We start from the raw sequence: 25,461 nt of genomic DNA on the forward strand, positions 1-25,461 counted from the left end.
GAAAAACCCGATGTCGATCAAGGAAATGATCAGCGAGCACCCGCAGGTTGGTGCCGATTACAACGACCAGCTGGGCGAAGCGATCAAGCACGCGATGTATTGCGCGGCGATCTGCAATTCCTGCGCCGATGCGTGCAATTCGGAACAGGGCGACATGTCCGAATGCATCCGCAAATGCTCGGACTGCTCGGATATCTGTCAGGCGGTCAGCACGGTCGCAGCGCGGCGCACGCACGGCAACACGGCGGTGATCAAGTCGCTGCTCGAAGCGTGCATCCTCGCGTGCAAGGTCTGCGCCGAAGAATGCGCGAAGCATGACAACCCGCACTGCAAGCGCTGCGAGACAATGTGCCGCGAATGCATGGAAGACTGCGTGAAGGCCCTGCAGGGCATGGTCGCAGCGGCTTAAGAGCCGCCGCTTTCGGGTGCGAGCCTGCCACGTGCAGGCTCGCATCAATTCAGGCTGCGACGCGCAGCTTTTTCAGCTTCTTGAGCGCCATGCTGCGCTTGAGGCGGCTGAGATGGTCGATGAACAGAATGCCTTCGAGATGGTCCATCTCGTGCTGGATGCAGGTCGCCATCATGCCTTCCAGCGCTTCGGTGTGCTCGTTCCCGTCGAGATCCTGCCAGCGCACCGTGCAGGTCGCCGGGCGATCGACGTCGGCGTAGATCTCGGGCACCGAGAGGCAGCCTTCCTGATAGGTCGAAAGCTCTTCCGCCGGATCGAGGATTTCGGGGTTGATGAACACCCGCGGCTCTTTCTTGGTCGCCGGGTGCGTGTGGCTGTGCCCGTCATGGTCGCACTCGATCGGCTCGGCGTCCGGGTCTTCGGGCTGCAAATCTATCACGAGGATGCGCTTGGGCACGCCGACCTGAATCGCAGCGAGGCCGATGCCATGCGCGGCGTACATCGTTTCGAACATGTCATCGATCAGCGTGCGCAGATCGTCGTCGAACTCGTCCTTTGAGACAGGTTCGGACACGGTTTTCAGCCGGGGGTCCGGCACTTCGAGGATTTCGCGGATAGCCATGACCACGAATTAGGGTGCGGTTCGCGACATCGCAAGCGCGGGTTTGCCCACCCCCAACCCCTCCCGCATGCGGGAGGGGAGCGAGACTTGCCGAACCGCCAGGTTCGCTAGTCGCAGCGGGGTGGGGTTGTCAGCCCATCGGTCGCCGCGCGCGCAAAGCCTGCGCCAGCGTTCCCTCGTCGAGATAGTCGAGTTCGCCGCCAACCGGCAGGCCATGCGCCAGCTGGGTGATGCGGACGGGAAAATCCTCCAGCTTTTCGGCGAGGTAATGTGCGGTGGTCTGGCCCTCCAGCGTGGCGTTCATCGCCAGTACGATCTCGTCCACCCCGCCCGCCTCGACCCGCGCGAGAAGGCCGGGGATCGCGAGGTCTTCGGGTCGCACGCCGTCGAGCGCGGAGAGCCGCCCGCCGAGTACGTGGAACGTGCCCGAGAACAGCTTCGCCCGGTCGAGCGCCCACAGGTCGGCGACATCCTCGACCACGCAGATCGACTTCGCATCGCGCTTCGGGTCGGAGCAGATGCCGCAGGGGTCTTGCGTGTCGACATTGCCGCAGATGCGGCATTCCTCCAGCGTATTCTGCACGGCGAGCAGCGCATCGAGCAGCGCGGGCAGCGCGGTCTCGCGCTTCTTGACCAGATGCAGCACCGCGCGCCGCGCCGAACGCGGGCCGAGGCCGGGGAGCCGGGCGAGCGCTGAACTCAATGCTTCGATTTCTTGCGATGCCATGGTCACAGAGATAGGGGCGCAAGCCAGACCTGAGAACCAAAAACTCCCCTAATCCACACGCGAATGGGAGACATCGGGTGGGGATGTAGCGCCTCGGCGGCCATACCCACCCCAGCCCCTCCCTCAAAGGAGGGGAGAAGGAGAGAAATGCGCATCGTCTTCATGGGAACCCCCGACTTCGCGGTGCCGACGCTGGAAGCGCTGGTACACGCCGCGCATGAGGTGGTGTGCGTGTATACGCAGCCGCCGAGGAAGGCCGGGCGCGGCAAGAAGCTCCAGCCGACGCCGGTACATCAGGCAGCCGAACGCCTCGGCATCGAAGTGCGCCACCCCGCCTCGCTCAAACCGCAGGAGGAGAAGGACGCCTTCGCCGCGCTGGAGGCGGATGTCGGCGTGGTCGCCGCCTATGGGCTGATCCTGCCGCAGGCGGTGCTCGACGCGCCGGAACATGGCTGCCTCAACGTTCACGCGAGCATTCTTCCCCGATGGAGAGGTGCCGCGCCGATCCAGCGCGCCATTCTGGCGGGTGATGCCGGCACCGGCGTCACCATCATGCAAATGGAGGCGGGGCTCGACACCGGCCCGATGCTGGCGACCGTGCGCACCCCGATCGAGCACAAGACCGCGGGCGACCTGACCGACGAGCTGGCCGACAAAGGTGCGCAGCTGATGGTCGGCACCTTGCGCGAACTCTCGAACCACAGACCGCTCGCGCAGGACGATGCCGAGGCGACCCATGCGCCCAAGATCGACAAGACCGAAGCACGGCTGGACTGGTCGCAGGAGGCTGAGCAGGTCGAGCGGCAGGTGCGCGCCTTCAGCCCGTGGCCGGGCGCGTTTTTCGAATATGCCGGCGCCGAGGGATTGGAACGCGTGAAGGTGCTCGGTGCGCAAGTGGCTGAAGGCTCGGGCGAGCCCGGCGCCGTGCTCGACGATGCGCTCACCGTGGCGTGCAAGACCGGCGCGCTGCGGCTCACCCGGGTTCAGCGTGCTGGCAAGCCGGCGATGGACACGGCAGACTTCCAGCGTGGGCGCGCGATTCCCAAGGGCGCGCACCTCAGCGGGGAAGCGCCCGCTCATGACAATGTCCGTTAGGCTTCTCGCCCGCGATTGACTTCGCCGTGCGATCGGCAAGGTTCGGCCCCTGAAACACGAGGGAGACGGATATGAACCGGATGGCAGCAATCATGATCGCGGTGGGCACGGCGCTGGCCGCGTGCGGCGCGGCGGAGCCCGGCGAGGCTGCAGCCGAGAGTTCGCAGACCATCTCTTCCGCTGCACCCGCCGATCTTTCCGACGCGCTCATCACCTGCGCTATGCCCGATTACGACGGCAAGCAGGGCCTCACGGTGACCGAACGGTTCATCCTGATCGAGGGCCAGGTGAAGCGCTATTCCGATTTCCGGAACGAAGCCTTCGATCTGTGCGAGGTCGGGCAGGAAGATTGCGGGCTGGAAATCGAAAACGGCGTCATCCGGATGCACTGGACCAGCCGGAACGGCACCCGCTCGCGCTACGATGTCGATCTGGGCAAGCTGGATATCGCCTCGTACAAGACCGCTGCGGGCGAGGCGGAGCGATCCGTCCCCTTCCGCGAAGGCGCAAAATGCGAGCGCGAGCCTCTGCCCGAAGGCCTCAAGGTCATGTGACGGGTTGCCTCAGCGGCTGCCTCGCCTAGCAGGGCGGAATGGCTCCGACGCGCTACGCCCTCACGCTCGAATTCGACGGGACGCCCTTCTTCGGCCTCCAGCGCCAGAAGGACGGGCCGAGCGTGCAGCAAGCGGTCGAGGAGGCCGTCCATGGCGTTACCGGCGAGGAGGTGACGCTGCACAGCGCGGGGCGGACCGATACCGGCGTCCATGCGCTCGCCATGCGCAGCCATTTCGATGTCGAGAGCAAGCTGACGCCGTTCCGCATGGGCGGGGCGATCAACGCGCACCTGCGCCCCGCCCCGATCGCCGTGACGCATTGCGAGGTCGTGCCGGAAGACTGGCATGCGCGGTTCAGCTGCATCGGCCGGCGCTATCTCTACCGCATCATCAACCGCCGGGCGCCGCTGACTTTGGAGAAGAACCGCGCGTGGCTGGTATCTCCCGATTGCGACGCCGAGGCGATGCACCGCGCGGCGCAGAGCCTCCTCGGCCATCACGACTTCACCACCTTCCGATCGGTCCATTGCCAGGCGAAAAGCCCGCTCAAGACGCTCGACCGGCTGGACGTCAGCAGGCACGGCGACGAGATCCGCATAGAGGTCGCCGCACGCAGCTTCCTGCACCATCAGGTCCGCAGCATGGTGGGGTGCCTTGCGCTGGTCGGCATGGGGCGATGGAACGAAGGGCGCATTGCTGAGGTTCTGGAAGCGAAAGACCGACAGGAACTGGGCCTCAATGCGCCATCGCATGGGCTCTATTTCGTCGACGCCATTTATCCGGACGACCGACACGGCGCCTAGACCGCGATTAGGTTGCAACCTGCAACCTCAGTGCTAGGTCCGCACAAAGAACGATTCCGAAGAACAATAAGGAGAGCGCCCCCATGACCACCACCGGCAAGCAGATTTTCACGACGCTCGAGAGCGACGGCACTCTGACCGTCGAAGTCGCGACCAGCGAGTTTGCGGAGCCCAAGGGCAACCAGGTTCTGGTCAAGATGGAAGCCGCGCCGATCAACCCGAGCGATCTGGCTCTCCTGCTCGGCCCGGCTGACCTCGAGAATGCGGAATACACGGACGGCAAGATCGTCGCCAAGATGCCCGAACCGTTCAATTCGGGTGCCAAGGGCCGCCACAGCCAGCGCCTGCCGGTCGGCAATGAAGGCGCTGGCGAGGTTATCGCGACCGGCGACGGCGACATGGCCAAGGCGCTGATGGGCAAGCGGGTCGCCTGCGTCCCCGGCACGGCCTTCGCCCAATTCGCCATCGCCGATGCCAGCATGTGCCTGCCGCTGGGCGATGTTTCGGCGAAGGACGGCGCGTCCGCCTTCGTCAATCCGATGACCGCGCTCGGCTTCGTCGAAACCGCGAAGATGGAAGGCGCCAAGGCGATCCTGCACACCGCCGCCACCTCGAACCTCGGCCAGATGCTCGTGCGCATCTGTCAGGAAGACGGCATGCCGCTGGTGAACATCGTGCGCCGTGCCGAGCAGGTGCATCTGCTGCAGGACATGGGCGCGGAGCACATCGTCAACTCGGGCGAAGACGACTTCATGCGCCAGCTGCGTGAAAGCATCGACGAAACCGACGCCTTCTTCGGCTTCGATCCGATCGGCGGCGGTCAGATGGTCGACCATTGCTTCAAGGCGATGGAGCAGGTCGCGGTGTCGAAGATGAGCGAGTTCAGCCGCTACGGCTCGAACCAGCAGAAAAAGATGTACATCTACGGCCGGCTCGACCTCGGGCCGACGATCCTGACGCCGTCCTACGGCTTCGGCTTCACGCTGAGCGGCTGGCTTCTGACGCCCTTCTTGCAGAGCGCGGGGATGGAAACCGTGACCCGGATGCGCCAGCGGGTGCTCGACAACATCACCACGACCTTCAAGAGCAACTACACCAAGGAAGTGACGCTCGAAGGCATGCTGGAGAAGGACGCGGTGCTGCAATATCGCCAGATGCGCACGGGCGAGAAGTACCTCGTCACCCCGCACGGGTGATCCACAACGCACTCCTCCCCCTTGAGGGGAAGGCTGGGTGGGGGTGCGCCGATGGCGCAGAACCCCCACCGCCAACCCACTCCCCCAAGGGAGAGGGCTAAACTTACCTCCCGTCGAAGTGCCGTTGCGCCTCCTGCCGGTCGGTGATCCCGTTCGCGATTAGCAGCGCCGTCAGCAGCCGAGCCTTGGGCGGGGCGAGCGCGCGCGAGGCGACGAAGCGGTTGTCATCGTCCTCCGGCTCGCGATCGACCAGCCCTTCGTCGGTCCGGCTCGCACGCACGACCAGGCATTCGCGCCGGGCGTGCTGCACCAGAATCTGCCGTACGGGATCGGGCATGTTGCCCTCCCCCAGGCCGGACACGACGATCCCCGCCGGATTGTCGGATAGCTGGCGCGCGGCTGCGGCGGAGGTCATTCCGGCATAGACCGCCAAGATCGGCACATCGGGGAGCGGCAGGAAGCGTAGCGATGCGGCATCGCCCACCCGCCACGGCGCACCGAACCAGTCGAGCCGCGAGGGCGTGACGATGGCAACCGATTCGCGCGGGAAGCCGCGAAAGGCCTCCGTCGCGCGGGTCTGTGCCTTGCGCACGTCGCGCGCCGAATGGACCCGGTCGCCCATCACCACCAGCACCCCGCGCCCTGCGGCATCGGGATCGCCCGCCACGCGCACCGCATTCGCGAAATTGCGCATCCCGTCATAGCCGACCACATCGGCAGGCCGCATCGCGCCGACCAGCACCACCGGCTTGGTGCTCGGCAGCGTCAGGTCGAGCAGGAAGGCGGTTTCCTCCGCGGTGTCGGTACCGTGGGTGACGATGACCGCATCGACGCCGTCGTCGCGCATCGCAAGGTCGATCTCGGCATGGAGGCGCGACCAGATCGAGGCGTCGATGTCTTCCGACCCGATATTGGCGATTTGCCGCCCGGTGAACTGCGCCTCGACGCCCAGCCCGCTCGCCTGTGCCAGATAGTCCTCGATCCCGATCTGGCCGGGGCGGTAATCGGCGCGCATCGCGTCGCCAGCCTGCCCGGCGATGGTGCCGCCGGTGGCGAGAACGAGGATACGGGGGAGCGCCATGGCACCGCGCCCTAACGCTTGAGTGCGCGCTGGCAATTGATTTTGAAGGTTTGCACGCTAGATAGCGTCCCTCCCGAATGGAATCGGGCGATTAGCTCAGTTGGTAGAGCGCTTCGTTTACACCGAAGATGTCGGCAGTTCGAGCCTGTCATCGCCCACCATTTCCGCACAATTCCGGCTTGCCGCAAAGGCCCCGACGGGGCACCTCGGGCGGCGATGAGCCATTTCGACATCGCCATCGCCGGATGCGGCCCCGCAGGGCTCGCCGCCGCGCTGCTGCTGCATCGGCAGGGGCACCGGGTGACTCTGTTCGACCGGTTCGAACAACCGCGCCCCGTCGGTTCGGGCCTGATGATTCAGCCGAGCGGGCTTGCAGTGCTCGCCGCGCTGGGCCTCGCGCCAGACATACTCGCGCACGGTGCGCCGATCCGCGCGCTGCACGGGCTCAACCACCAGGGAGATATCGCGCTCGATGCGCGCTACGCCGATCTCGGCATTCCGGGCGCTCGCGGCATCGGCATCCACCGGGGGAGCCTGTTCACCCTGCTCTATCGCGCTGTGGCGGCAGAAGGGATCGGGATCGAGACGGGCTTTGCGGTCGAGCGGTCAGACCTTGTGGGTAATGGCCGTGCGCTCGCGTCAAGCGAGCGGCAAACCACGCGCAGCTTCGATCTGGTGGTCGACGCGCTCGGCACCTCTTCTCCACTCGCGCCGCGCTGCGGTGAATGGCTTGCCTTCGGCGCACTGTGGGCCACGCTGGACTGGCCCGCCGATGCTCCGTTCGATGTCGGCCTGCTCGAACAGCGATATACGCATGCGACGCAAATGGCGGGCGTGCTCCCCACCGGCATTCGCGTGGATGGGACCTGCAAGGAGATGTCGTTCTTCTGGTCGCTCAAGGCGAGCGCGTACGAGGCATGGTGCGAGGCCGGGCTCGATGCGTGGAAGGCTCAGGTCTGCACGCTGTGGCCGGATTGCGAGGGGCTGCTGACGCACATTATCGAGCCTGAGCAGCTGACCTTTGCACGTTACGCCCATCGCCGCCTGCCCGAACCGACAAGCGAGCGGATGATCCACATCGGCGATGCGTGGCATTCGGCAAGCCCGCAGCTCGGCCAGGGCGCGAACATGGCGCTGCTCGATGCGTTTGCGCTATCGCGCGGCTTGGCCAACGGCGATGGGCTACAGGACGGCCTTCACCGCGCCGTCGATCTGCGTTCGCGCCACGTGAAGCTCTACCAGGCGCTGACCTGGGCCGCGACGCCGCTCTACCAGTCGGACAGCGTGTGGCATGCGCTGCTGCGCGATTTTTTGCTGACGCCGCTTGGTCGCATACCGCCGGGACCGCGCATTCAGGCGCGGCTCGTTTCAGGCCTCGTGGGCGATCCGCTCACAACGCTCGGCCTTCCCCAGCCCGACTATGCGGCACTCGGGAGGCCCCGCGATCACGGCATTTCAGGCGTTTCGACAACCTCGTCGATCGCCGCGCGCGCCTCTTCGCTCGCCCAGTCGTAGTCGCCGGTCACGCGCCACACCTCCTGCCCCGTGGCATCGTAGAGTACGGTCGTCGGCAGGGTTTGCGCACCGATCGCCTCGCCCAGCGCGAGCTGCGGATCGAGCCACTGGGGCAGGTTCGCCAGCGTGTTTTCCTCGAAGAACGCGGCAACCTTGCCCGGGTCGCCCATATCCTGGCTGATCGTGATGACGCTCAGTTCGTCCCCGTAATCCGCCGCCACTTGGTCGAGCAGCGGCATTTCCTTCACGCAGGGCGCGCACCATGTCGCCCACAGGTTCACCAGCACCGGGCGGCCCTGCAACGCGCCGAGATTGATCACCTCCTCCGCAGAGTTCACCAGATTGGCGGCGGGCATCAGCTCGCCGGCAAAGCGCCGGTCGATCTCGCCCGTAATCGCGGCCTCGCCCCCTTCCACGCTGCTCTCTTGCGGGCTCTCCTGTGGCTCCCTATCGCACCCGCTCAACACCAGAACAGCGGCGAGCGCAGGCAGAATGGCGAAACGGGACATGGAAACCTCCGGTAATGGGCGCGGCAACGCCATGTGGGGCGGTCGCTTCGCCGACGGGCCTAGTGCCATCATGCGCGAAATCAATGCCTCGATCCCCTTCGACAAGGCGCTCTGGCGGCAGGATATCGCGGGCAGCCGCGCGCATGTGAGCATGCTGGCGGCGCAGGGCATTCTGTCTGCCGAAGATGCCCAGACCATCGACGACGGCTTGCAGACCATCGCCACCGAGTACGAGCGCGACGGCGTGCCCGAGGACTGGGACCTCGAAGACATCCACATGACCGTCGAATCGCGCCTGACCGAGCTGATCGGCCCGGTCGCGGGCCGCCTCCACACCGCGCGAAGCCGCAACGATCAGGTGGCGACCGATTTCAAGCTGTGGACCCGCGAAGCGCTGGGCGAGATCGACGCAGGCCTCGCCACAGTCCAGGCCGCGCTGGTCGCGCGAGCCGAAGAGCACGCCGCCGACATCATGCCTGGCTTCACCCACCTCCAGGCCGCCCAGCCGGTCACGCTCGGCCATCACCTGATGGCCTATTACGAGATGCTGCGGCGCGACCGGATGCGCTTTGCGGCGGCGAAGGAGCGGCTCGACGAATGCCCGCTGGGCGCCGCCGCGCTGGCGGGCACCGGATTCGACCTCGACCGCGAGGCGACCGCGAAGGCTCTGGGCTTCGCGCGGCCCACCGCCAACAGCCTCGACACCGTATCCGACCGCGATTTCGCGATGGATTACCTGCACGCCGCCAGCATCGCGAGCATCCACCTGTCGCGCCTCGCCGAAGAGATTATCATCTGGGCGAGCCAGCCCTTCGGCTTCATCCGTCTGCCCGACAGTCTCTCGACCGGCAGCTCGATCATGCCGCAGAAGAAGAACCCCGACGCCGCCGAGCTGGTGCGCGGCCATGCGGGGCGGATCATCGGCGCGGCGACCGCGCTTTCGATCACGATGAAGGGCCTGCCGCTCGCCTATGCGAAGGACATGCAGGACGACAAGCCGCCGGTGTTCGAGGCGCACGGACTGCTGGTGCTCTCGCTCGCGAGCATGGAAGGCATGATCGCGGGTGCGCAGTTCAACACCGACCGGATGCTCGCGCTCGCGAGCAGCGGCCATGCCACCGCGACCGATCTGGCCGACTGGCTCGTGCGCGAGGCGGGCGTGCCTTTCCGCGAGGCGCACCACATCACCGGCGCCGCCGTGGCCCGCGCCGATGCAAAGGGTTGCGCTCTGGCGGAATTGACGCCCGAAGACCTCGCCGCGATCGATCCGCGCGCCACCCCGGAGGCATTGAACCACCTCTCGCTCGAAGGGTCGGTCGCCTCGCGCCGCAGCTATGGCGGAACCGCGCCCGATCGGGTACGCCAACAGGTGACAGCCGCGCGCAGAGCGCTCGGCCTCGATAGCTGACGCGAGAAACCATGCGCACACGCCTGATCCCGATTGCTCTTGCTCTGCCGCTGGCGCTGGCCGCCTGCGGTCAGCGCGCCGACCTCACGCCCCCGCCCGGTGCCACCCTGCCGCCAGCGCCCTATGGCAGCGAGGTGCAGCCCACCGCCGAGGAGCTGCTGGAGCCCGACGTGATCGCGGTGCCGCAGCGCGACGCGGAGCTGCGCACCAAATCCGAAGAGCGCGAGGACGACCCCTTCGATCTGCCGCCCGAATAGGCGCGGCTCGCAAACATACAGGCTACCATGGATCACTTTACGAGCATCGACGGCACCCTCCATGCCGAGGGCGTGCCCCTGCCCACAATCGCGGACGAGGTCGGCACCCCGGTCTACGTCTATTCGCGCGCCACGCTGGAACGCCATGCGCGCGTGTTCAAGGAGGGGCTGAGCGAACTCGACGATCCGCTGATCCTGTTCGCGGTGAAGGCCAACCCCAACCTTGCCGTGCTGCGCGTGCTGCAACGCGAAGGCTTCGGCGCGGATGTCGTCTCGGGCGGAGAGCTACGGCGTGCGCTGGCCGCCGGGATGACGCCCGACAAGATCGTCTTCTCCGGCGTGGGCAAGACCCGCGCCGAGCTGGAGCTGGGCCTCGACACCGGCATTGCGCAGTTCAACATCGAATCGCGCGAGGAAGGCCGCGAGCTGGCCGAGCTGGCGGCGGCACGCGGCGAACGCGCGCGCTGCGCGTTGCGGATCAATCCCGATGTCGATGCCGGCACGCACGAGAAGATCAGTACCGGCAAGGCGGATAACAAGTTCGGCGTGCCGCTCTATCGCGCGGGTGAGGTTTTTGCCGAGCTGGCCGCGCTGGACGGCCTCGCGCTGGAAGGACTCGCGATTCATATTGGCAGCCAACTGGCCGATCTTGCTCCGCTGGAGGCGGCCTTCGGGAAGATCGGCACGCTGCTTGGCGAGCTGCGCGAAGCCGGTCACACGATCACCCGCGTCGATCTGGGCGGCGGGATCGGCGTCCCCTACAAGGGGGGCGAGACTTTCCCGAGCCCGGCGGAATACGGCGAGATGGTCGCGCGCACGACCCGCGACTGGGGTGTGCAGCTGGTCTTCGAGCCGGGCCGCGTGATCGCGGGCAATGCGGGCGTGTTGCTGACCCGCGTGGTGCGCGTGAAGAGCGGGCTTTCGGCGCCCTTCGTGATCGTCGACGCCGCGATGAACGATCTCGCCCGACCGGCGCTCTACGGCGCGTGGCACGATTTCGAGGCGGTGCGGGATACCGAGGCGCGGATGACCGCAAATATCGTCGGCCCGATCTGCGAGACTGGCGACACCTTCGCGACCGACCGCGACTGCCCGGAACTGGCGGCAGGCGACCTCGCGGTATTCCGCACCGCCGGAGCCTATGGCGCGACCATGGCGTCCTCCTACAACTCGCGCGGGTTCGTGGCCGAAGTGCTGGTCAGCGGCGACCGGTTCGCCGTTGTGGCGGACCGGATCGATGCGGGCGCGATCATGGATGCCGAGCGGGTGCCCGAGTGGCTCGACTGACGCCCGACCGGACTTCGGGCCGGATCGCGTCGCTGCCGCTGTTTCATCAGGTGGCGGGCAGCCGGATCGTGGTCGTCGGCGAAGGCGCGATGGGCGATGCGAAGCAGCGACTGGTCGAGCGCGCGGGGGCGATTCCCGTAGGCGAGCCGGAGGCGCATCATGCTGCGCTCGCCTTCGTGGCGCTGGAGAACGCGGAAGAAGCGGCTGCCGTGCGGCAGCGGCTGAAGGCGAAGGGCCTGCTGGTCAACGTCGCCGACCGGCCCGAGCTGTGCGACTTCACCACCCCGAGCATCCTCGATCGCGATCCGGTGCTGATCGCCATCGGCACCGGGGGTGCCTCGGCGGGTCTCGCCAAGCATATCCGCTTACGGCTGGAGGCGTTCCTGCCGCAGCGGCTGGGCGAGCTGGCGCGTGCGCTGGCGGCGGGCCGCGATGCCCTGCGCGCCGAACTGCCCGATGGCGACGCGCGCCGCCGCGCGGTGGACGCCGCTTTGCGCCCGGGCGGCACGCTCGATCCGCTGGACGAAGCCTCGGCCGACCGGGTCGAGAGCTGGCTGATCGATCCCGCAGATGAAGCCAGGGCGCGCATTGAGTCCATTCACCTGACCAGCGACGATCCCGAAGATCTGACGCTGCGCCAGGCACGCTGGCTGGGCGAGGCCGATGCGATCTATCACGGTGCCGATGTGCCGCCCGCCATCCTCGCCCGCGCGCGCGCCGATGCGACGCGCCATCCGCTGGACGAAGCACCCGATACGCCGCGCAGCGGCTTCGCGCTCGTTTTAACGCGCGGCTAGCGATGCTCGCCCGCCCCTACAGGCCCGTGCCGTTCGCGTTGCCTGCGGCCTCGAAATAGCGCGCCATCGCAGCCACCGCCGTATCGCTCAGCGCCACGAAGGCGCGCCTGCGGTCGACCAGATCCTCTTCGCGCACCAGCAGCCCCTGATCGGTCATCTGCGCGATCCACCGCAACGCGGTGGTCGGCGGCACGCCACTGGCGATGCAGAGCGAGGTGACCGAGACGCGCCGCCCCTCAGCGCGCGCTGCGGTCAGATCGAGCAGGATGTCCCATGCCGGGTCCGCGAACAGGGCCGCATCGAAGAAGCGCGATCGCAGCTGCCGCTTGCGAATCGTCGCGCGCACCTGCCGCGGATCGGGCAGGCCCGGGACGCCGCCGCCGTTCTCTCCGGGACGATGTTCGCGCAGCGCGCCGCCAGCCGAAGCACTCATGCCGGTGCCGAAGACAAACGCGCTGCCACCGTCGCGCGGCTCGTCATCGCCCACCAGGCCGTCGAGCTTTTCGGCCAGCATCGTTACCCGTTCCACCAGCCGTAGGACCGCCAGCCGGTCTTCTTCCGACATTTCACGCACGCGCCCGCGCACCATCCCGGCGAGGGTTTCGCCGAAGGCCACCAGCCGCTCCGCCCGGCCCGGCTCGACCAGCAGCACCGGATCGGCCGCCGAGGTCGCAACGATCACGGGTTCGAGCGCGCCGATGGTGGTCGACACGATCAGGCGCGCGCGCGAGCGTGCGATCCGCTCCGCCAGCCGGTCGAGCGCCGCCATCGTCGCCGCATCGGTGGTCGGGACATCGACCACGGCAATATCGCCGAGGCCCAGCTGCCCCTCCCCGCTCTCGCCCCAGCGCGCGCTCCCCTGCGGCAGGTAATCTTGCGTTGGCGCGCCCTTCAGCACACCCAGCGGCGAGGCCTGCGTAACCCCGAAGCCCGCCAGTTCGGCATCGGCCCGCATGGCCTCGCGCACATGCGGACGGTCTGCGAACAGCGAGATCGCAACCGGCAGCCCCGCGGCATCGCGGGGTGCAAGATCGTCACCATCTGCGGGCGTACCATCTCCGGGCCTAGCATAGGAGGGCCCGGCATCCTCCGCCACCGGCGCGCGCGACTCGGTCTGAAGCATTCCCATTCCCCTTATGTTCCAACTCACTTGTGAGAACAAAGGGAGAATAAGTCAATCGCATCCGGAATGGACCTAACGCCCGGTCCACCAATGGTGCCCAAGGGCACCCGGCGCGCCTAATCCTCGAACGGGTCGCGCACCAGGATCGTGTCTTCGCGTTCGGGACTGGTCGAGACAAGCGCCACCGGAGTCTCGATAAGTTCCTGAACACGCTGGACATATTTGATTGCATTGGCGGGCAGATCGGCCCAACTGCGCGCGCCTGCGGTGCTTTCCTGCCAGCCTTCCATCTCTTCGTAGATCGGCTCGCAACGCGCCTGGCTGGCGGCGTGGCTGGGCAGGTAGTCGTAGATCTTGCCGTCGATGCGATAGCCGGTGCAGATCTTCACCTTGTCCATCTTGTCGAGCACGTCGATCTTGGTCAGCGCAATGCCGGTCACGCCGCTGATCGCACAAGTCTGGCGCACCAGCACCGCGTCGAACCAGCCGACCCGCCGCTTACGCCCGGTGACGACGCCGAACTCGTGCCCGCGCTCGCCCAGCCCCTGCCCGACCTCGTCGGTCAGTTCGGTCGGGAACGGGCCGGAGCCAACGCGCGTGGTGTAGGCCTTGACTATGCCGAGGACGAAGCCGGTCGCGTTGTGACCAAGGCCCGAACCGCTCGCCGCCGTGCCGCTGACCGTGTTCGAGCTGGTCACGAAGGGATAGGTGCCGTGATCGACATCCAGCAGTACGCCTTGTGCGCCTTCGAACAATACGCGCGCGCCCGCCTTGCGCACCTTCTTCAGCCGCTTCCACACCGGCTGCGCGAATTGCAGCACGAAGGGCGCGATTTCCTTGAGATCGGCGACCAGCTGTTCGCGGTCGATCGGCGCTTCGTCGAACCCGGCGCGCAGCGCGTCATGATGCGCGCAAAGGCGATCGAGTTGGGGTTCGATCTCGTCGAGATGCGCGAGGTCGCACACGCGGATCGCACGGCGGCCGACCTTGTCTTCGTACGCCGGGCCGATGCCGCGCCCCGTGGTGCCGATCTTGCCCTGGCCCGCGGCGGTTTCCCGCAAACCATCCAGATCGCGGTGGAGCGGCAGGATCAGCGGGCAATTGTCGGCCAACGCGAAATTGTCCGCCGTGATCGTCACCCCCTGCCCTTCGAGCTTATCGATCTCGGACTTGAGGTGCCAGGGATCGAGCACCACGCCGTTACCGATGATCGACAGCGTCCCGGTAACGATGCCCGATGGCAGCAGGCTGAGCTTGTAGGTCGTATCGCCGACGACCAGCGTATGGCCCGCATTGTGCCCGCCCTGGAATCGCACGACGGCATCGGCGCGGCTCGCCAGCCAGTCGACGATCTTGCCCTTGCCCTCATCGCCCCACTGGGCCCCGATCACGGTCACATTGGCCAAACTCAAACTCCTTCAGATCATCGCGCGGACCGGCACTATGGCGCCTGGCCTGACACACCTGACACAGTGTCCAAGGGGCTAAACCCGCCCCCAGCTTTCCCTGCCTTCGCAAGCGGCGCCCTATGGCATGCGCGCGAGCCATAGGAAATGGATTTCCTCGCCGACGGAACAGCGCGCCCATCGCGCCCGTTCAATTGGAAACGAAAGGAAAACCTCACGTAATGACCGGACATTCTCGAACCGATTATCCCACTCTCACCCTCAACGACGGCCGCCAGATTCCTCAGCTCGGCTTCGGCACATGGCAGATCGACGACGACAAGGCCGCCGAGGCGGTCTCGACCGCGCTCGATGTCGGCTACTGGCTGGTCGATACCGCCGCGATCTATCAGAATGAAAAAGGTGTCGGCGAAGGGATTGGCGACTGGTCGGATATCTTCCTCCAGACCAAGATCTGGAACGAAAGCCAGGGCTACGACCGCACCTTGAAAGCGGCCGACAAGTGTCTGCAACGATTGGGCCGCGACCATGTCGACATGCTGTTGATCCACTGGCCCCAACCCGAAAAGGGCCTGTTCGTAGACACGTGGAAGGCGCTGATCGAGCTGCGCGACCAGGGCAAGGCGAAGAGCATCGGCGTGTCCAATTTCCGTGCGGCGGATCTCGAACGGATCGTCGACGCAACAGGGGTGACGCCCGCGCTCAATCAGGTGGAGCTGCATCCCGGCTTCCAGCAGCGCTCCTTGCGCGCCGTGCATGACAAGATGGGCATCGTGACGCAGAGCTGGTCGCCGCTTGGCCAGGGCAATGCGATGGGTCGCGAAGCGATCGACCGGATTTCCGGGGACATCGGCCAGCCCGGCGCGGCGGTGGTCATCCGCTGGCACATCCAGCATGGCCTCTCGACCATTCCCAAGGCCTCCAGCCGCGAACACATCGAAGCCAACTTCCGCGCGCTCGATTTCGAGCTTACCGAGGATCAGATGGCCGCAATCGATGAACTGGACGATCCCGAAGGCCGGATGGGGCCCGAACCGGGCAGCTTCAACGACTAGAGCGGTGTCGCTGCACCTGCCGCCAGCCGGTGGGTGCAGCCCAGCGTGCGCGGGTCTTCGTCGTCTGAGAGCGCAGCCAGCGTGCGCCAGCCCTCGCTGCGCAGGCGCGCGGCCGCTTGCCGGTCGTGGCCCAGCGGAAGGTACAGCATTGCGCGCGGCTCGCCCGCGGGCAGCAGCGGCAGCGCCTGGCCGAGATAGATCGAGAATCCGGTGGCGGGTTCGTCCGTGCCGCGGATCAGGTATGTCCCGCCCCGGCCCAGCGCGCCGCGCGCATTGCCGGCATAAAGCGTGAAGCCGAACCAGCTTTGATACTCGAAGCCATGCCGCTCGGTCGGGTCGAGCGTCATGCGTGCCCGATCGCCGATCGCCGCCGCGACCTGCTCCAGCCCCTCGATCCGGCTGGCGAGCGCGCCGCCTGCGTCGATCGCGCGCAGCTTCGCCAGCGCCTCATCGAACGGACCGGCGGCATGGATCAACGGCAGGAACGCTTCGCCCCCGACAGCCTTCAAGCCGCCCGCATCCTTGCTGTCCAGTTCACGCCGGACGGCATCGGCCTGATCCTCCTCCAGCGGGAACGGGCCTGAGGCGAGCGTGGTCACCAGATCGGGCAGCGTGAAATCGACCGAAATCTGCTCGATCCCGACCGCCTTGAGTGCCTCGATTGCGGTCAGCACCACCTCGCTCGCCGCTGCGACGCTATCCGCCCCGATTAGCTCGGCCCCGACCTGCAGGCGCTGGCGCACCGGATCGAGCTGGTCGGCCGCGATCCGGGCGACCTCACCGGCGTAGCAGAGCCGCAACGGACGCGGACTGTCGGCCAGCGCGGTCGCCGCGATCCGCCCGATTTGCGGGGTGATGTCCGACCGCAGGGCCAGCGTGCGCAGGCTGGCCGGATCGACGAAGCGGAACATGGCGCGCGTCTGCAACCCGTCCATACGGCTGCCGAGCGATTTTTCGAACTCGATCAGCGGCGGGCTGACCCGGTCGTAGCCATGCGCATCCATCGCGCCCAGCGCAGCGCGCATGGCGTGGGTGAGCAGCGCGGATTGCGCGGGCAGATTATCGGCCAGCCCCTCGGGCAGAAGATCGTCGGTAGTGGTCATGCGCCTGCCCCTAACCCCCTAGCCATCCCAGCGAAAGCTGGAATGACGGATGGGAGCCCGGGTTAGAAACTCAGCGCACGTACCGTCCGCACACCCTCCAGCGCCTCGACCTCTTCCATCAGCGCTGTTTCCACCGGCTGATCGAGGCTGAGCAGCAGCACTGCTTCATCACCGGCCTGCCTGCGGCCAAGGTTGAAGGTGCCGATATTGATGCCGCGATTGCCCAGCAGCGAGCCGATCCGTCCGATAAAACCGGGCGCGTCGTCGTTGACGACATAGATCATGTGACCCTCAAGCTCGGCCTCGATCCCGATGCCGAAGATTTCCACGAGGCGCGGCGCGTCCCTGCCGAACAGCGTGCCGGCGACCGAGCGCTTGCCCGCATCGGTATCGACCGTAACGCGAATCAGCGTCTGGTACGTACCCTCACGGCTGTTGCGGATTTCGCGCACTTCCATGCCGCGATCCTTCGCCAGATAGGGCGCGTTGACCATGTTCACGCTCTGCGAATAGCGGCGCATCAGGCCCGCGAGCACCGCAGCGGTGACCGGCTTGGGATTGAGCTCCGCCGCGTCGCCTTCCAGCTCGATCGCGATCTTGGGCAGGTTTCCATGCGCCAGCTGGCCGACCAGCGAGCCGATGCTTTCGGCCAACTGCATGTAAGGCTTGAGACGCGGTGCCTCTTCCGCCGTCAGGCTGGGCATGTTGAGCGCGTTGGTCACCGCCCCGGTGAGGAGGAAATCGCTCAGCTGTTCGGCGACCTGCAGGGCGACATTCTCCTGCGCCTCGCGGGTCGAGGCGCCGAGGTGCGGCGTGCAGATGAAGCCGGGCTTGCCGAACAGCGGGCTTTCCTTGGCCGGTTCGGTCTCGAACACATCGAGCGCCGCGCCCGCCACGTGCCCGCTGTCGAGCACCTCGGCGAGCGCCGCTTCGTCGATCAGGCCGCCGCGCGCGCAGTTGACGATTCGCACGCCCTTCTTGGTCTTGGCGAGGTTTTCGCGGCTGAGGATGTTGCGCGTCTCGTCGGTCAGCGGGGTGTGCAGCGTGATGCAGTCCGCGCGCTTGAGAAGATCATCAAGCTCGACCTTCTCGACCCCGATATCGACGCTGCGTTCTTCGGTCAGGAAAGGATCATAGGCGATCACCTTCATGCGCAGACCCTGCGCGCGGCTGGCGACGATCGATCCGATATTGCCCGCGCCGATCAGGCCCAGCGTTTTGCCGGTCAGTTCGACACCCATGAAATCGCTCTTCGGCCATTCGCCGTTCTGCGTGCGCGCATTGGCTTGCGGTATCTGCCGCGCCAGCGCGAGCAGCATGGCGATCGCGTGTTCGGCAGTGGTGATCGAATTGCCGAATGGCGTGTTCATCACCACCACCCCGCGCTCGCTGGCGGCGGGAATGTCGACATTGTCGACGCCGATGCCTGCACGGCCGATCACCTTGAGGTTGGTCGCCGCGTCGAGAATCTCGGGCGTGACCTTAGTGGAGGACCGGATCGCGAGGCCTTCGTATTCGCCGATGATCGCTTTCAACTCATCGGGCGAGAGGCCGGGTTTTACGTCCACATCGCAGCCGCGCTCTTCGAATATCTTGGCGGCTTCGGGGCTCATCTTGTCGGAAATCAGGACTTTGGGTTTCCGGGACATTTCATTTCCCTCAAATCGTCATGCTGAACTTGTTTCAGCATCCACCGAGCCTTCTCGAACGAAGGCGCGATGATGGAGAACTGGACCCTGAAACAGTTTCAGGGTGACGGTATTGCAAAAAGGAACCGGCCTACTTCTGCAGCTCGGCAAAGGCCCACTCGATCCACGGCAGCAGGCGCGCGATATCTTCGCTCTCGACCGTGCCGCCACACCAGATGCGCAGGGACGGCGGAGCGTCGCGGTAGCCATTGAAGTCGTAGCCGACGCCTTCGGCTTCCAGCATCTTGTAGATCTTGCCGGGCACTGCGGCCTGCTCTTCTTCAGGCAGACTGTCGAACCACTCGCCCTGGAAGACGAAGCACACACCGGTATTGGTCCGCTTGGCCGGATCGTCGACCATGTTGCGCACGAACGGCGTCGCCTCGATCCAGTCGGTCAGGACCTTGGCATTCGCGTTGGCGCGTTCGATCATCGCAGGCAGCCCGCCGATCGACTTCGCCCATTCGAGCGCGGCGATGTAATCCTCGGTCGCCAGCATCGAAGGCGTGTTGATCGTCGCGCCCTCGAAGATGCCGGTGTTGAGCTTGTCGCCCTTCTTGAGGCGGAACAGCTTGGGCAGCGGCCATTCGGGATCGTAGCTTTCGATCCGCTCGACCGCCTTGGGCGAAAGGATCAGCATGCCGTGCTGCGCTTCGGAGCCCATCACCTTCTGCCAGCTGAAGGTCGTCGCATCGAGCTTGGCCCAGTCCATCTCCTGCGCGAAGATGGCGCTGGTCGCGTCGTTGATCGTGATCCCCTTGCGGCCCGGCTCCAACCAGTCGGTGTTCGCGATCTTCGCGCCGCTGGTGGTGCCGTTCCAGGTGAAAACGACATCGTTTTCCTGTGGAATCGCGCTCAGATCGGGAATTTCGCCATAGGGCGCGTCGAGCACCTGCAAGTCGGGCAGCTTGAGCTGCTTCACCGCATCCTGAATCCACACATTGCCGAAGCTTTCCCACGCCGCGACCGTGGCCGGGCCGGCGCCCAGCATGGTCCACATCGCGCATTCGAGCGCGCCTGTGTCCGAGCCCGGCATGATGCCGACGAGATAATCGTCGGGCACGCCGAGCAGTTCTTTGGTGAGGTCGATCGCGTATTTCAGGCGCGCCTTGCCGACCGAAGAACGGTGCGAACGGCCCAGCGATTCGGTTTGGAGTTTGTCGAGCGACCAGCCGGGAAACTTGGCGGTCGGACCGGACGAAAAGAAAGGACGCTCAGGCTTGAGCGTCGGCTTCGACGGGCGCGCAGGCGCGCCCTGATGGGGTTTATCAGTCATGTATTCTCTCCTTGCAGAGAGCTCGCGCGGCGTTGGGACCGCGTGGCCCGTCGGCGGCAATAAAGTTGCGCAGACAGGAGTCAATGCGAAACACCATTCTGTCGACAGGGTGGCGTTGCAATCGGTCGGGCCGCTGCGGACGCCCCCTCGCCAATTCGCGCACCAAGCCTTAAAGGCAGGCGCCATGGACGTTACCGATCTGCGCGTCGCCCTGGTCAGCGGCAATTACGACATGGTCCGCGATGGCCCGACACAGGCCCTCAATCGGCTTGTCGGCTATGTGCTCGAAAAAGGCGGCGCGGTGCGCATCTTCGCTCCGACGGTGGAGAACCCGCAGGTCGATGCTGTAGGCGAGGTCATCTCGCTGCCTTCGATCGCTATTCCGGGCCGCTCCGAATACCGCGTGCCGCTTGGCCTGTTTGGCAAGGCGAAGGAGACGTTCGAGGATTTCCGCCCCAATCTGGTCCATGTCGCCAGCCCGGACCGTGCCAGCAGGCAGGCGGTCGACTGGGCGCGCGCGCATGATGTGCCGGTGCTGGGTTCGGTTCACACCCGGTTCGAGACCTATCCGCGCTATTACAAACTCGGCTTCCTCGAGCCTGCGGTCGAGGCGTGGCTGCGCAGGATGTACCGCAAGTGCGACGCGCTGGTCGCGCCATCCGAAGGCATGGTCGACGTGCTCAGGTCGCAACGCATGAACGATGATATCGGCATCTACACGCGCGGCATCGACCGCAGCATTTTCCACCCCGGCGCGCGCGACATGGCTTGGCGACGCGAACAGGGCATCGCCGACGACGAGGTGGTGATCTCGTTCCTCGGGCGGCTGGTGATGGAAAAGGGCCTCGACATCTTCGCCGATGCGATCATCGAACTGCGCAGGCGGCAGGTGCCGCACAGAGTCGTGGTGATCGGCGACGGCCCGGCCCGCAGCTGGTTCGAAAAGGCGCTGCCCGGTGGCATTTTCGTCGGCCTGCAGGAAGGCGCAGATCTGGGCCGTGCGGTCGCCAGCAGCGACATTTTCCTCAACCCCTCGATCACCGAGACATTCGGTAATGTCACGCTCGAGCATATGGCCTGCGCGATCCCCGTGGTCGCGGCCAATGCCACCGGCAGTTCCAGCCTGGTGGCCGACGGCGAAACCGGCGTGCTGGTCGAGCCGGGCAATGTGACCGCCTTCGCCGACGCGCTGGCGCCCTATTGCATCGACGCCGATCTGCGGGCCCGCCACGGCGCAGCGGGGCTGGAACGCAGCCAGCCCTACACGTGGGAGGCGATCAATGCCTCGATGGTCGATACCTACCTGCGGCTCGCCAATGCCCAGAAAGCAAAAGGCGGACCGCAGGCGGAAAGGTCAGCGTAACACGCCCCTGTTTTTCATCGCCCGCGCGTAGAAAATCAGCAGCAGTTCGATGACGAAGATCGCCATGGTCATGCCAAGCTGGAAACCCGTCATTTCCACTCCCGGCATCGGATCGCTGTACTGCATCGCGAAAGACACGACGGTGCCAATAAAGCTCAGGATGAAAGCGTAGAGCGCAAAGCGCGTCCGCAGCAACAGCAGGACCGAGCCGAGCACGGCACCCCAGATGCCGATGGCCCATGCCGCGTGGAACAGGATCGACCGGCTTTCGAAATACTGCACCACGGTTTGCGCGGTCACGCCCATCATTTCGCCCGCTTGGGCGAGGTATTCAATATTGCCTGTCTGCGTTTGGAAATAATCGTTCGCGCCGCCGAGGTGCCACAGAAGCGAAACGACGCCGATGACCCACAGGTGCCACGGGGTGCGCGCAGTCAGATGCTCGTCCATAATGATCCTCCCCCCACAAAACGACCCGGGCGCGAGACTACACGCACCCGCCCGGGTCGCAAGTCAGGGACGATCAGAGGCGTTCGATCTTGCGCGCCAGCTCGTCGATCAGGTCGACGACCTTGTCCTTGCTCGCGCCGCTGAACTGCCCGTTGGCCGCGCGGTTTGTGATGACCGTGGCCAGGTTGCCGAGCGCGCGCAGCAGATCGGGCGAACCCGTGGGTTTCGTGCGCTCCGCCTGTTTACCGAGCCGTTGCATGAGGCGGGCGACTTCGCCACTGCGCGCTTCCAGCTCTTCCATGCCTGCATCGGTCGCCCGAAACGCTTTGCGGGTCTCGCCGCCCTCGACCGGTGCGATCAGCCCCTCGTCCTCGAGCAGCGAGAGCGTGGGGTAGATTACGCCCGGGCTGGGCGCATAGTCGCCGCCGGTCAGATCCTCGATCTCCTTGATCAGTTCGTAGCCATGCCTGCGCTCGCCCGCGATCAGCGCGAGCAGTACCAGGCGCAGCTCGCCAGGCCCGAACATGCGCTTGCGGCGGCGGTGCTGCTGGCGATGAGGCGGGCCTGCGTCGTGCGTGCCACCCATCTTCCAGTTTCCGCGCCCCATGGTTGCGCCGCCGAAGGGGCCGCTCTTGCCGAACGGGCCACCGGGACCGAACGGGCCGTTGCGACCGAAAGGACCTTCTAGGCCGAAAACGCCCTCGGGCCCGAAAATGCTGTCGACGGTGAAGGAATCGCGATCGCGCTTGCCGTTCCGGTTGTAATCTTCGTCGATCTCCACCTCAATATCCTCGTCGAAATCCTCACCTTCGGGTTGGTCGGAAATCCGGCCTTCGGTCGGCTCTCCGCCTTCGTTTTCGTATTTGTCGCTCATCTGCGCGCTCCTCACTTATGATATAGCTAAGATATATCTTGGCCGGACCGCGACAAGTGCCCGCTGCAATTTCCCGATCAAGCGCCTATGTCAGCCGACCAATGGCCGATCTGTTCGAAAACGAGGCTCCCAAGCCCTCCTCCACCACCCCCGCCGAGCCGCGCGAGGATGCGCCGCTGGCCGACCGGCTGCGCCCGCGCACCCTTTCCGAAGTTGTCGGGCAGGAGCATCTGACCGGGCCTGAGGGCAGCATCGGGCGAATGGTTGCCGCCGGCCGCCTGTCCAGCATGATCCTGTGGGGACCGCCGGGCACCGGCAAGACCACCATCGCGCGCCTGCTCGCCGATAGCGTGGGCATGCGCTATGCTGCGGTGAGCGCGGTGTTCAGCGGGGTGGCCGACCTCAAGAGGGCCTTCGCCGAGGCGGAGACTGCCGCCAAGGCGGGCCAGAAGACGCTGCTGTTCGTGGACGAGATTCACCGCTTCAACCGAGCGCAGCAGGATGGCTTCCTGCCTTTCGTCGAACGCGGCACGGTCACGCTGGTCGGCGCGACGACCGAGAACCCCAGCTTCGCCCTCAACGCCGCGCTGCTCAGCCGCGCGCAGGTGCTGATCCTCGAGCGATTGGGGCACGAGGCGCTGGGCGAACTGCTGGCCCGCGCCGAAGAGCTCGAACGTCCCCTCCCCCTAACCGACGATGCGCGCGCCGCGCTGATCGCGAGTGCCGATGGCGACGGGCGCTTCCTGCTCAACCAGGCTGAAACGCTGTATAATGCGGGGCTGAGCGAGCCGCTCGATCCCGCTGGGCTCGGCAGCTTCCTGCAGCGCCGCGTGGCGGTGTACGACAAGGATCGCGACGGGCACTACAACCTCATCTCCGCGCTGCACAAGGCGGTGCGCGGGAGCGACCCGGATGCCGCGCTCTATTACCTCGCGCGGATGCTGACTGCGGGCGAGGAGCCGCGCTATCTCGCCCGGCGGCTGGTGCGCATGGCGGTGGAGGATATCGGCATGGCCGATCCGGCCGCGCTCAGCCAGTGCATCGCCGCGCGCGATGCCTACGAATTTCTCGGCAGCCCCGAAGGCGAGCTCGCGCTGGTGCAGGCGTGCCTCTACCTCGCCACCGCGCCCAAATCGAACGCGGCCTATATGGCGCAGAAATCTGCGTGGCGAAGCGCGAAGGAGACGGGCAGCCTGAGCCCACCCAAGAACATCCTCAACGCGCCGACGAAGCTGATGAAGAACATCGGCTACGGCGAAGGCTATTCCTACGATCATTCGGCGGAGGATGCGTTCTCGGGCGACAATTACTGGCCCGACGAGATGGAGCCGCAGGGCTTCTATCAGCCCACCGGTCGCGGCTTCGAAAAGCGCGTCGCGGAGCGGATGGAGTTCTGGGCCGCGCGGCGCAAAGGGCGCGATTGAGCCGCTTCTCCCACTTCCTCGCGATCGACTGGTCGGGCGCGCGCGGCGAGCGGCACAAGGGCATCGCGCTGGCCATGGCCGAGCTGCGCGACGGCCCGCCGCGCCTTCTGCAGCGCGAGAAACCGTGGAGCCGCACCGAAGTCCTCGCGTTCCTGCGCGACGATCTGCCGCGCGATACGCTGGTCGGGATGGATCTGGGCATTTCGCTGCCCTTCGCCGATTGCGGAGCGTTCTTTCCAGGCTGGGATAAATCCCCGCCAGATGCGAAATCGCTGTGGGCGCTGGTCGACGAATTGAGCGCAGAAGATCCGCATCTGGAAGCGGGCGGCGCGCTGCGCCATGACGAGCTTGCCCGCTATTTCCGCCATCGGGGCGAGCAGGAGGGCGACCGCTTCCACGCGCCCGATGCACCGACCCGCGAAGGGCGCTTCCGGGTCGCCGAACTGGCACAGCGCGCAATGGGCTGTCGCCCGGTGTCCAACTTCAACCTCGTCGGCGCGGCGCAGGTCGGCAAATCGAGCCTTACCGGCATGCGGGTGCTTCACCGGCTGGACGGCGCGTTGCCCGTTTGGCCGGTCGACGATCTGCCGCGCGAGGGATCGGTGCTGGTGGAAATTTACACCGCGCTCGCCTCGCTCCAGGCCCTCCCGGCCCATCGCGGGCGCAAGATCAGGGACCATGCGTTGCTGAACGAAGGGCTCAGTGCGCTGCTATCCGCGCCCGTTACGGGCTCTGGCCCGATCGACGATCACAGCGCCGATGCTCTGCTGACCGCCGCCTGGCTGCGCCGGGTCTGCGGCGATGCAAGCCTGTGGAGCCCGCGCAGCCTGACGTGCGCCCTCGCCCGCACCGAAGGCTGGACCTTCGGCGCGCGTTAACATCAGGCGGGAACGGCGGGAAGGTGGCTACCGAGCCGTTCGAGCGTCTCGAGATTGCGCCGCTCGGTCTGGGCCGGGATCAGGAATGCGTCGATCAGCCACCAGATGCCCAGAATGAACCAGCCAAGGAAAAACGGCACCCAACCGAGCAACAGCAAGGTCAGCTGGATCGCACCGCTGCCGATATGACCCAGATAGAAGCGGTGCGCCCCGAAGGTGCCCAGAAACAGCCACAGAATATAGGCCGCGGCGATCGACTTCTTCTGTGCATCATATTGCAGTTGGGTGCGAAGATTCTGGTCCAATGTCTTTTCCTTGTTTACCACTGGAATTGTACCAGATCGGGGCGTATTTTACAAAGAAAACCGGGCCGCAGGCGGTGCCTCGCGGCTTGTTTCGCATGATGCATTCGAGGGTGGACGCGCGCGCGGTTTTGCCGCAAGGCGCGTGACCTTGAACGGGCCGGTTTAGCTCAGCTGGTAGAGCAGCGGTTTTGTAAACCGAAGGTCGCGGGTTCGATTCCTGCAACCGGCACCATCACTTCCTGGTTTTTCGCGCGCC

General features: G+C 65.9%; 26 protein-coding genes and 2 tRNA genes. 16 read left to right on the forward strand and 12 right to left on the reverse strand.

Annotated elements, in window-relative coordinates; genetic code table 11:
• The first annotated feature begins 10 nt into the window (after positions 1–10).
• A complete protein-coding gene (locus AAG612_RS05070) occupies positions 11–409 on the forward strand; it encodes a four-helix bundle copper-binding protein (protein ID WP_342507850.1) in 399 nt (132 codons plus the stop codon).
• A 49-nt stretch (positions 410–458) separates the two neighbouring features.
• On the opposite strand, the gene def is transcribed toward AAG612_RS05070, so the two are convergent.
• Together def and recR are read right to left on the reverse strand one after the other, a co-directional pair.
• On the reverse strand, positions 459–1,031 hold the full coding sequence (def, locus tag AAG612_RS05075) for a peptide deformylase (RefSeq protein ID WP_342507852.1): 573 nt from the start codon (positions 1,029–1,031) through the stop codon (positions 459–461).
• A 130-nt stretch (positions 1,032–1,161) separates the two neighbouring features.
• Positions 1,162–1,758: a recombination mediator RecR gene (gene recR / locus AAG612_RS05080; RefSeq protein WP_342507855.1), complete on the reverse strand. Its 597-nt coding sequence runs from the start codon at positions 1,756–1,758 to the stop codon at positions 1,162–1,164.
• Between the two features lie 147 nt (positions 1,759–1,905).
• Between recR and fmt the strand changes: the two genes are divergently transcribed.
• From fmt to AAG612_RS05100, 4 genes are all read left to right on the forward strand, one after another.
• Positions 1,906–2,853: a methionyl-tRNA formyltransferase gene (gene fmt / locus AAG612_RS05085; protein ID WP_342507857.1), complete on the forward strand. Its 948-nt coding sequence runs from the start codon at positions 1,906–1,908 to the stop codon at positions 2,851–2,853.
• A 71-nt stretch (positions 2,854–2,924) separates the two neighbouring features.
• Positions 2,925–3,407 (forward strand): hypothetical protein, encoded by a 483-nt coding sequence (locus tag AAG612_RS05090; protein WP_342507859.1) that lies wholly within the window; start codon positions 2,925–2,927, stop codon positions 3,405–3,407.
• A 38-nt stretch (positions 3,408–3,445) separates the two neighbouring features.
• A complete protein-coding gene (truA, locus tag AAG612_RS05095) occupies positions 3,446–4,210 on the forward strand; it encodes a tRNA pseudouridine(38-40) synthase TruA (RefSeq protein ID WP_342507861.1) in 765 nt (254 codons plus the stop codon).
• A gap of 83 nt (positions 4,211–4,293) precedes the next feature.
• On the forward strand, positions 4,294–5,406 hold the full coding sequence (locus AAG612_RS05100) for a zinc-binding dehydrogenase (RefSeq protein WP_342507863.1): 1,113 nt from the start codon (positions 4,294–4,296) through the stop codon (positions 5,404–5,406).
• 103 nt (positions 5,407–5,509) lie between these two features.
• Here AAG612_RS05100 and AAG612_RS05105 read toward each other — a convergent pair whose 3' ends face one another.
• Positions 5,510–6,487, reverse strand: a complete 978-nt coding sequence (locus AAG612_RS05105) for an asparaginase (protein WP_342507865.1) — start codon at positions 6,485–6,487, stop codon at positions 5,510–5,512.
• Between the two features lie 85 nt (positions 6,488–6,572).
• On the opposite strand from AAG612_RS05105, the gene AAG612_RS05110 reads away from it, so the two are divergent.
• Both AAG612_RS05110 and AAG612_RS05115 read left to right on the forward strand, forming a co-directional pair.
• A tRNA-Val gene (locus AAG612_RS05110) sits at positions 6,573–6,648 on the forward strand.
• Between the two features lie 55 nt (positions 6,649–6,703).
• Entirely contained in the window at positions 6,704–8,002 is a 1,299-nt protein-coding gene (locus AAG612_RS05115; protein WP_342507867.1) for an FAD-dependent oxidoreductase, read from the forward strand.
• Here the strand turns inward: AAG612_RS05115 and AAG612_RS05120 are convergent.
• Positions 7,933–8,511: a TlpA family protein disulfide reductase gene (locus tag AAG612_RS05120; RefSeq protein ID WP_342507869.1), complete on the reverse strand. Its 579-nt coding sequence runs from the start codon at positions 8,509–8,511 to the stop codon at positions 7,933–7,935. The genes AAG612_RS05115 and AAG612_RS05120 overlap by 70 nt on opposite strands.
• Here AAG612_RS05120 and argH point away from each other — a divergent pair.
• The 4 genes from argH to AAG612_RS05140 are packed head-to-tail and all read left to right on the forward strand — an operon-like array spanning position 8,510 to position 12,260.
• Positions 8,510–9,919, forward strand: coding sequence for an argininosuccinate lyase (gene argH, locus AAG612_RS05125; protein WP_342507870.1), 1,410 nt, complete (start codon positions 8,510–8,512; stop codon positions 9,917–9,919). The genes AAG612_RS05120 and argH overlap by 2 nt on opposite strands.
• An 11-nt stretch (positions 9,920–9,930) precedes the next feature.
• On the forward strand, positions 9,931–10,176 hold the full coding sequence (lptM, locus tag AAG612_RS05130) for an LPS translocon maturation chaperone LptM (protein ID WP_342507872.1): 246 nt from the start codon (positions 9,931–9,933) through the stop codon (positions 10,174–10,176).
• Between the two features lie 27 nt (positions 10,177–10,203).
• A complete protein-coding gene (gene lysA / locus AAG612_RS05135) occupies positions 10,204–11,463 on the forward strand; it encodes a diaminopimelate decarboxylase (protein ID WP_342507874.1) in 1,260 nt (419 codons plus the stop codon).
• The gene (locus AAG612_RS05140; protein WP_342507876.1) at positions 11,451–12,260 is read left to right on the forward strand and encodes a precorrin-2 dehydrogenase/sirohydrochlorin ferrochelatase family protein; all 810 of its coding nucleotides are present in this window, start codon (positions 11,451–11,453) and stop codon (positions 12,258–12,260) included. Before lysA ends, AAG612_RS05140 begins: the two co-directional genes overlap by 13 nt.
• 16 nt (positions 12,261–12,276) lie before the next feature.
• Here the strand turns inward: AAG612_RS05140 and AAG612_RS05145 are convergent, their stop codons facing one another.
• Both AAG612_RS05145 and AAG612_RS05150 read right to left on the reverse strand, forming a co-directional pair.
• The gene (locus AAG612_RS05145) at positions 12,277–13,383 is read right to left on the reverse strand and encodes a MarR family winged helix-turn-helix transcriptional regulator (RefSeq protein ID WP_342507879.1); all 1,107 of its coding nucleotides are present in this window, start codon (positions 13,381–13,383) and stop codon (positions 12,277–12,279) included.
• Between the two features lie 116 nt (positions 13,384–13,499).
• Complete coding sequence (locus AAG612_RS05150; protein WP_342507881.1) at positions 13,500–14,789, reverse strand: adenylosuccinate synthase; 1,290 nt, start codon at positions 14,787–14,789, stop codon at positions 13,500–13,502.
• A 221-nt stretch (positions 14,790–15,010) separates the two neighbouring features.
• On the opposite strand from AAG612_RS05150, the gene AAG612_RS05155 reads away from it, so the two are divergent.
• Complete coding sequence (locus AAG612_RS05155) at positions 15,011–15,844, forward strand: aldo/keto reductase (protein WP_342507883.1); 834 nt, start codon at positions 15,011–15,013, stop codon at positions 15,842–15,844.
• On the opposite strand, the gene AAG612_RS05160 is transcribed toward AAG612_RS05155, so the two are convergent.
• The 3 genes from AAG612_RS05160 to AAG612_RS05170 all read right to left on the reverse strand — a co-directional run bounded on the left by AAG612_RS05160 (position 15,841) and on the right by AAG612_RS05170 (position 19,911).
• Positions 15,841–16,947 carry an ATP phosphoribosyltransferase regulatory subunit gene (locus AAG612_RS05160; protein ID WP_342507885.1) on the reverse strand — a complete coding sequence of 369 codons (1,107 nt, stop codon included), beginning with the start codon at positions 16,945–16,947 and terminating at the stop codon, positions 15,841–15,843. The genes AAG612_RS05155 and AAG612_RS05160 overlap by 4 nt on opposite strands.
• Positions 16,948–17,009: 62 nt before the next feature.
• Positions 17,010–18,596 (reverse strand): phosphoglycerate dehydrogenase, encoded by a 1,587-nt coding sequence (gene serA, locus AAG612_RS05165; protein WP_342507887.1) that lies wholly within the window; start codon positions 18,594–18,596, stop codon positions 17,010–17,012.
• A gap of 130 nt (positions 18,597–18,726) precedes the next feature.
• Positions 18,727–19,911: a phosphoserine transaminase gene (locus AAG612_RS05170; protein WP_342507889.1), complete on the reverse strand. Its 1,185-nt coding sequence runs from the start codon at positions 19,909–19,911 to the stop codon at positions 18,727–18,729.
• 184 nt (positions 19,912–20,095) lie between these two features.
• Between AAG612_RS05170 and AAG612_RS05175 the strand changes: the two genes are divergently transcribed.
• Entirely contained in the window at positions 20,096–21,274 is a 1,179-nt protein-coding gene (locus tag AAG612_RS05175; protein WP_342507891.1) for a glycosyltransferase family 4 protein, read from the forward strand.
• On the opposite strand, the gene AAG612_RS05180 is transcribed toward AAG612_RS05175, so the two are convergent.
• A complete protein-coding gene (locus tag AAG612_RS05180) occupies positions 21,266–21,724 on the reverse strand; it encodes a hypothetical protein (RefSeq protein WP_342507893.1) in 459 nt (152 codons plus the stop codon). The genes AAG612_RS05175 and AAG612_RS05180 overlap by 9 nt on opposite strands.
• Positions 21,725–21,797: 73 nt before the next feature.
• A complete protein-coding gene (locus AAG612_RS05185) occupies positions 21,798–22,598 on the reverse strand; it encodes a PadR family transcriptional regulator (protein WP_342507895.1) in 801 nt (266 codons plus the stop codon).
• Between the two features lie 101 nt (positions 22,599–22,699).
• Between AAG612_RS05185 and AAG612_RS05190 the strand changes: the two genes are divergently transcribed.
• On the forward strand, positions 22,700–24,022 hold the full coding sequence (locus AAG612_RS05190; protein WP_342507898.1) for a replication-associated recombination protein A: 1,323 nt from the start codon (positions 22,700–22,702) through the stop codon (positions 24,020–24,022).
• Complete coding sequence (locus AAG612_RS05195; RefSeq protein ID WP_342507900.1) at positions 24,019–24,900, forward strand: hypothetical protein; 882 nt, start codon at positions 24,019–24,021, stop codon at positions 24,898–24,900. The genes AAG612_RS05190 and AAG612_RS05195 overlap by 4 nt, the downstream gene beginning before the upstream one ends.
• A gap of 2 nt (positions 24,901–24,902) precedes the next feature.
• On the opposite strand, the gene AAG612_RS05200 is transcribed toward AAG612_RS05195, so the two are convergent.
• A complete protein-coding gene (locus AAG612_RS05200) occupies positions 24,903–25,205 on the reverse strand; it encodes a TM2 domain-containing protein (protein ID WP_342507902.1) in 303 nt (100 codons plus the stop codon).
• Between the two features lie 156 nt (positions 25,206–25,361).
• Here AAG612_RS05200 and AAG612_RS05205 point away from each other — a divergent pair.
• A tRNA-Thr gene (locus AAG612_RS05205) sits at positions 25,362–25,437 on the forward strand.
• Positions 25,438–25,461 lie beyond the last annotated feature (24 nt).

The sequence above is a fragment of the Citromicrobium bathyomarinum genome, assembly GCF_038594605.1.
Taxonomy (GTDB): Bacteria; Pseudomonadota; Alphaproteobacteria; order Sphingomonadales; family Sphingomonadaceae; genus Alteriqipengyuania; species Alteriqipengyuania bathyomarina_B.

Bases quoted from the DNA above. Each gene is read 5' to 3' on its own strand.
- AAG612_RS05070 (WP_342507850.1), top strand. From the start codon at position 11: ATGTCGATCAAGGAAATGATCAGCGAGCACCCGCAGGTTGGTGCCGAT.
- AAG612_RS05170 (WP_342507889.1), bottom strand. From the start codon at position 19,911: ATGACTGATAAACCCCATCAGGGCGCGCCTGCGCGCCCGTCGAAGCCG.
- fmt (WP_342507857.1), top strand. From the start codon at position 1,906: ATGCGCATCGTCTTCATGGGAACCCCCGACTTCGCGGTGCCGACGCTG.
- argH (WP_342507870.1), top strand. From the start codon at position 8,510: ATGGAAACCTCCGGTAATGGGCGCGGCAACGCCATGTGGGGCGGTCGC.
- AAG612_RS05090 (WP_342507859.1), top strand. From the start codon at position 2,925: ATGAACCGGATGGCAGCAATCATGATCGCGGTGGGCACGGCGCTGGCC.
- recR (WP_342507855.1), bottom strand. From the start codon at position 1,758: ATGGCATCGCAAGAAATCGAAGCATTGAGTTCAGCGCTCGCCCGGCTC.
- lptM (WP_342507872.1), top strand. From the start codon at position 9,931: ATGCGCACACGCCTGATCCCGATTGCTCTTGCTCTGCCGCTGGCGCTG.
- AAG612_RS05155 (WP_342507883.1), top strand. From the start codon at position 15,011: ATGACCGGACATTCTCGAACCGATTATCCCACTCTCACCCTCAACGAC.
- AAG612_RS05175 (WP_342507891.1), top strand. From the start codon at position 20,096: ATGGACGTTACCGATCTGCGCGTCGCCCTGGTCAGCGGCAATTACGAC.
- AAG612_RS05120 (WP_342507869.1), bottom strand. From the start codon at position 8,511: ATGTCCCGTTTCGCCATTCTGCCTGCGCTCGCCGCTGTTCTGGTGTTG.
- AAG612_RS05185 (WP_342507895.1), bottom strand. From the start codon at position 22,598: ATGAGCGACAAATACGAAAACGAAGGCGGAGAGCCGACCGAAGGCCGG.
- AAG612_RS05145 (WP_342507879.1), bottom strand. From the start codon at position 13,383: ATGCTTCAGACCGAGTCGCGCGCGCCGGTGGCGGAGGATGCCGGGCCC.
- AAG612_RS05100 (WP_342507863.1), top strand. From the start codon at position 4,294: ATGACCACCACCGGCAAGCAGATTTTCACGACGCTCGAGAGCGACGGC.
- AAG612_RS05115 (WP_342507867.1), top strand. From the start codon at position 6,704: ATGAGCCATTTCGACATCGCCATCGCCGGATGCGGCCCCGCAGGGCTC.
- truA (WP_342507861.1), top strand. From the start codon at position 3,446: ATGGCTCCGACGCGCTACGCCCTCACGCTCGAATTCGACGGGACGCCC.
- AAG612_RS05190 (WP_342507898.1), top strand. From the start codon at position 22,700: ATGGCCGATCTGTTCGAAAACGAGGCTCCCAAGCCCTCCTCCACCACC.
- def (WP_342507852.1), bottom strand. From the start codon at position 1,031: ATGGCTATCCGCGAAATCCTCGAAGTGCCGGACCCCCGGCTGAAAACC.
- serA (WP_342507887.1), bottom strand. From the start codon at position 18,596: ATGTCCCGGAAACCCAAAGTCCTGATTTCCGACAAGATGAGCCCCGAA.
- lysA (WP_342507874.1), top strand. From the start codon at position 10,204: ATGGATCACTTTACGAGCATCGACGGCACCCTCCATGCCGAGGGCGTG.
- AAG612_RS05105 (WP_342507865.1), bottom strand. From the start codon at position 6,487: ATGGCGCTCCCCCGTATCCTCGTTCTCGCCACCGGCGGCACCATCGCC.
- AAG612_RS05160 (WP_342507885.1), bottom strand. From the start codon at position 16,947: ATGACCACTACCGACGATCTTCTGCCCGAGGGGCTGGCCGATAATCTG.
- AAG612_RS05180 (WP_342507893.1), bottom strand. From the start codon at position 21,724: ATGGACGAGCATCTGACTGCGCGCACCCCGTGGCACCTGTGGGTCATC.